Genomic DNA, 5572 nt, shown 5'->3' with positions numbered 1-5572 from the left:
CCCGTTACGAGAAGCGCGCCTACATCTACGGTGGCACTGTCACCCTCGCAGCCCTCATGATCTGGCTCCGAACATGATCCGAGAAACAGCGCCTAAGGCGTGGCGTCATACCCGGCTCCCACCGCTGCTGGTACCGGTCCGCCGAATCCCCGGCGGTGAAGGCGGCTGACGATGCGTGGGACGTGCCTCACGCGCCAGTCGATCTCCTTCACCGCCTGGTACCAGATGATGCCCACGATGTCGCGGTGGCGCACACGCCGTCACTCCCGCCTCGGGGTTGCGCAGCCCGGATATCCACCTAGCCTCGATCTTTCGCGAGGGTCCGCAGACGGAGTCGGTGGCCCCTTTCGCTTTCCGGAGCTGATGATGGGCAGGCCGGCGGCCCCGTTGTCGCGTCGGGTGGGCGCCGGGTTCCACTGCCCGGGCGGGTGCTGTTGTCGTCGGGACGGTGGAAAGTTGCTGATCAGCCGGGGGTGGCCAGGAGCGCGAGCCGTTCGAGGGCGGCGGTGATCTCGCCGGTCCAGGGCCAGTGCTGGGCAAGGCGGAGAATCCTGCGTCGGCCGGTGGTGACGAGTTGAGCGGCCGCGGAGAACAGGCGGAATCGCAGGCGGCGGGGTTCCCAGAGTCGGGCCTTGCCGGTGAGGGCGAGCATGGGCATCCAGGCGAGCAGGTCGAGGGCGATCTGGACGATCTCGAGCCAGACCTTGTTCTGGGCTTTCGTGCGCAGCGGCAGGTTACGCAGGCCGGTGGAGCGGGCGGCCCGGATCCGGTCTTCGGTCGGGGCCCGCAGCCGGTGACGGAGCTCGAGGGCGGCGATCGGCCGGTCAGGGGTGTTGGTCGCGAAGCATGTGATCCGCATGCCGTCCGCGTCCGTGATTCTCAACTGGGCGCCGGGATGGGGCCGTTCCTTTCGGACGATCAGTCGCATGCCCTTGGGCCAGCCGTTAAGGAGCTTGCCGGTGAGCTCGGCGACCCAGGCCCCGTCACGGGCCTCACCGTCGGTCTCGACGGCCGGGGTCCAGGCTGAGGCGGGGACCTTCAGCACGTGTTCATGGATCGCTTCAGTGATCACCATGCCGACCGAGTAGGACAGCCACCGTCCTCGCCTGGCGAGCCAGGACACGAAGTCGTGGGTGCCGCCGGCGGAGTCCGTGCGGATCAGGGTCTGCCGCCCCCGCCGGTGGTGCTTCGGCAGTTGAGCCAGGGCAAGTTGGGCGGTGGTGATGTGGTCGGCGGCCGTGTTCGAGCCCGCGATTCCCGGCATGAGGAGGGCGGCAACGGGCTCACCGGTTCCGCCCGGTCCATGGTCGACGAAGGCCGTCAACGGGTGATGGCCGTAGGTCTTCTTCCAGGTCGCGGCCGCGTCCTCCTTGTCGGAGTGGGCGATCACGAGGGCGCCGTCGAGATCGACCGTGACCTGGCCGTCGGCGCACGGGGCGTTCTTGCCGGCCAACGACCAGGCACGCTGGCGGACTTCGGAGCGTGCGGACCGGATGGCCTGCAGGGCTTTCTCGCCGGAGGCGGCGAGGGTGTCGATCAGGCGGGAGATGGTCGGGTCGGAGGCGACCGGGCCGAAGACGGCCGGCTCACACCGCAGCATCGCGACGTCCGCGAGGCAGTCCCCGCCCAGTGCGACCGCCAGGGCGACGTCCAGGAGAATCTTGCCGGGATCGTGGACGGCGCGCGGTTTGCGCCACGGAGCCAGGGCCTGGGATATGGCCTGGTCAAGACCGGTCTTGCGGACCGTTTCGACAAGCAGGACCGACCCGGCCCGGGAGACGACCTGACGGCCGTCGTCCTGGACACGGACGCGGGGGTAGGACCCGAGAGAGTGCTTCACCTGGGAATTGCCTCCGGCGGTGGCAGGAACAAGGACCTCGACTATCCTCATTCTTGCTGGTCAGGGGCACTTTCTGCTTTTCTGACCGCCTGCCGGACAGCCCGCTTCATGAAAGCGCGAGGCTAGTCATTCCTCATGAAGGTGCCGAGGCCGGTCGTGTCGAGGTTCTCGACCCGGACCTTGTCGGCGCGTCCGCCGGACCCGACGGTAAAGGTCACGCCGGACAGGCCGACGGACATTTCGCCGGTGGTGCTGTAGCTGAAGGTGTCACCGTCGTAGTGGCGCAAGGCAAACCGTTGCTTCTTGGGCCCAAGTTGCATGGTGAGTTCGCCCCCCTGGGCGCTGACGGTCATCGGGCCGTAGTACTCATTGGCGTACGTTCCGGTGTATGCGCTGGTTGCCTTGGCGGGTGCGGGCGAGGCCGGCGGCTTGCTGTAGTCGACCTTCGAGTGTTCCCCCTGCAGGGTTTGCTGGAAGATCGGCCCGAGAAACTTCAGCCAGTCGACGGTCGGCCCGCCCGTCTGCGCAGTGTCGAGGAACGTGGCGGAGATCGCCTCGGGTACGCCGATGGGCTCGCCGTTGGTCAGGACGACGATGCCGAGCTTCTCCGAGGGCAACAACGCGACGTTGGTGGCCGCCCCCAGCGCGAAGCCGCCGGAGTGGCCGAGCTTCAGCCTGCCCTGGTCGTCGTAGCTCACATTCCAGCCGAGCCCATAGAACCCGGTCCTCCCCGCGGGCGAGTGCGGCGGCTCGGAGACCATGTGCGGCACGTGGGTCTGCTCCAGTGCGTCGGCGTCGACGACTTGCCGCCCCTCGAATTTGCCGTTGCCCAGTTGCAGGCGCAGCCACTTCGCCATGTCCCGGGCCGTGGAGCTGACCCCGCCCGCCGGGCTCTGGGCGTCCGGGTCGCGCACATGCTCGGCACGCCAGGTTTCCCCGGTCTTCACATGAAGGGCGGCCTTGTTGTCCGCTTTCTCGTAGTCGGCGAAGGAAGAGCTGGTGGAGTCCATGCCGAGCGGCCGGTACAGCTTGTCGGCGGACAGCTTCTCCCAGCTGGTCCCGGCTGCTCGCGCGGTGGCGACGGCGGCTTCGGTCAGCCCGAAGTTGGTGTACGCGTAGTGGGCACGGAAGGGAGCCAGCGGTTCGTAGCGGAGGTGGTCCAGGATGTACGAGCGGTCGTAGCCGAGGTCCTCCAGGAGGTCTCCGGCGTGGTCGGGCAGTCCGCTGCGATGCGAGAACAGGTCGGCCATCGTGACATGGCGGGTGACCCACGGGTCCTTGAGGGCGAAGCCGGAGCTGTGGTCGACGACCGGGTCGTCCCAGCCGACGGTCTTCTCGCCCACGGCCGCGGCGACCACGGTGGACGCAATGGGCTTGGAGACCGAGGCGAGCTGGAAGACGGTGTCCGGTCCGACCCGGTCCTTCATGCCTGCCGTCCGCAGGCCGAACCCCTTCAGATACAGCACCTTGTCGTCGTGCACCACGCCCACGGCGACTCCGGGCACACCGGTGCGGCGCATGACGTCTCGTACGACGTCGTCCAGCCGGCTCACAGCGTTCTCGACCTCGGCCCGGGTGAGCTGTCGCGGTGGCTGGGCGGGTGGGACGGTGGGCAGCGGCGACGTCGCGACGGCCGCACGCCCGGCGGCGGTCGTGTCGGCATCGGCCGCGGTACAGCCGACGGCCAGCGCCGCCAACAGGCCCAGTGCCGCGGCGGAGCGAAGAGGGCGTGGGCATACGCAATCGAGTCGGGACATGTCGTCCATGGAAATCCCTCCTCCGGCACCTGTCGCGCCTTGGCAGGCCATTCGGGGGATCCGGCGTAAGCCTCACGCTCGCACGCTCAGACCCAAGGCTTCGGCCGGACGGAGTCGGGACGGTGTCGCACCTCCCCACGCAACGGCGACTGTCGGCATCCACCGCCCAGGTCCGACACGATCGCCGGCAGGGCCCTGCCCATCGTTGACGCCACCTCGCCTCAACTGCATGGGCACAACTGTCACGTGTAGAAGGCAGGTCTTGCGGACCGTCTCGACCAGTAGCACGGACCGGCCTGAACAGACAACCCTGCGGCTGCCGCCCTCGACACGGACGCGCGGGTGGGACCCGATACGCCTCTTCACCTGGGAAGTGCTTCTTTGCTCGCAGCCAACAGACCCCTCGGCAAGTCCTATTGCTACAGGTCAGGAGCACTCCCCGCGTTTTTGATCAAGCCTCGGACAGTCCGCTTTATGAAAGCGCGAGGCTAGTGGATGAACGCCGCCGGGCCCACCACCGACGAGGCTGGGCTCATCGCGGTCACGCTGGCCGAAGCACGCCGCCTGTTCACCACGCTCCTGGCCCGCACCATCGCGACCACCGAACAGATCCTCGCCTGGTCCCGCCGGCGACGACGCCACCAGCACCGAGCCCGCACCGCCCACTACCGCAGACCACAGCCCCCGTGTACGGCTGTAGTACTAGGGCGCCGGGGCCAGCCAGGCCATTGCGTGACGGCGGCGACCTGGCGGATTCACCGCCGACGACACGGACCCACCTGGCGCGGGGCGGCTTCAGTCGTCGCGCCCGGCACCGCGATCGGGTGCGCTCATGTCCCCCGTCCCGGGCGTGCCATCGGCGAGCCCGTAACGCAGGTACACGGTGCCCTTCGGACCGGCTACCGGCGGTTCGAGGAGTGTGACGTTCGTGGGCACCGCGCCACCGTCGAACACCTTCTTCCCGACGCCGAGCACGACCGGGTGCACCCAGAGGTCGAGACGGTCGAAAAGCTTCTCGCGCAGGAGGGTCTGCACCAGGTTCAGGCTCCCGACGACCTTCACGTGCTCGTGCCGGTCACGGATCTCGCGCACCGCGTCGGCCAGATCCGGGCCGAGCTGCGTGGACCCGGCCCACGAGAGGTCGGGCCTGCCGCGGGAGGCCACGTACTTCGGGACGCTGTTGAAGAGCGTGGCGATCTCGTTGTCCTCGCCGCCCTCCTGGTACGGCCAGTAGGCGGCGAAGATGTCATACGTCCGCCGGCCGAGCAGGAGGGCGTCCGTGCCCTCGTACGCGGCACCGATCTGCGCCCCGGCGACCTCGTCCAGCAGGGGCGCCTGCCAGCCGCCGAACGGGAACCTCACCGGGTCCTCGTCGGGGCCGCCGGGCGCCTGCCCGACGAGGTCGAGGGTTGCGAACAACTCGATGTGGATGAGGCCCATGACTTACTCCCGATGAGTTGGTTGTCTCGGTCGGGAAGGTAGACCTGTGGGCGCCGGCAGACTCATCGCTGCGACGGCACCAGCTTCGTACTCGTCGACCGCCTCGCCCGGTGCATCGGTCACCACCCCGTCCCGCAGTCAGCATCCGTGCGACGCCCGGCAGCAGGCTCGGCAGGTATGCCGTGCGCCTTGATCCAGGCCTGCACGTCCGATTCCTCGAACAGCACATGCCGACCGATCTTGAAGCGCGCAGCACGGTGCCCTGCTTACGCCACCAGGCCGGGACGCCGCACCGGCACTCCCCGCTCACGATAGATCACAGGCCGCGTCCAACCTGGGTGGCTGCCCTGCGTCCAGCGTCACCGCAGGTCACCGGCGCGATCTACGGCTGTGGTACTACTCCAGCGGTAGTTCGCTATCGCCGCTGGTCAGAGGCTGGTTTTTGAGTGTAGCTGGGTGACGGTTCGTCATATGGCGGTGGTTCGTGACCAGCGGTGCGGCATGGCCGTTGTCCTGGTTGTGCAGGAAATGGAAC

At 68.3% G+C, this 5572-nt stretch carries 3 protein-coding genes; all 3 read right to left on the bottom strand.

All coding sequences use genetic code 11. The annotated features are described in order from the left end of the window. Nucleotides 1–463: 463 nt before the first annotated feature. Entirely contained in the window at nucleotides 464–1840 is a 1377-nt protein-coding gene (locus ABZS64_RS38985; RefSeq protein ID WP_355839913.1) for an IS1380 family transposase, read from the bottom strand. A 122-nt stretch (nucleotides 1841–1962) separates the two neighbouring features. Next, nucleotides 1963–3606 (bottom strand): serine hydrolase, encoded by a 1644-nt coding sequence (locus ABZS64_RS38980; RefSeq protein ID WP_355839911.1) that lies wholly within the window; start codon nucleotides 3604–3606, stop codon nucleotides 1963–1965. 786 nt (nucleotides 3607–4392) lie between these two features. Continuing rightward, nucleotides 4393–5037 carry a dihydrofolate reductase family protein gene (locus tag ABZS64_RS38975; RefSeq protein WP_355839909.1) on the bottom strand — a complete coding sequence of 215 codons (645 nt, stop codon included), beginning with the start codon at nucleotides 5035–5037 and terminating at the stop codon, nucleotides 4393–4395. Nucleotides 5038–5572: the final 535 nt, after the last annotated feature.

Origin of the sequence: Streptomyces sp. NPDC005408 (assembly GCF_040606445.1) — a bacterium.
GTDB lineage: Bacteria > Actinomycetota > Actinomycetes > Streptomycetales > Streptomycetaceae > Streptomyces.
This window is presented reverse-complemented; position numbering and strand designations above follow the sequence as displayed.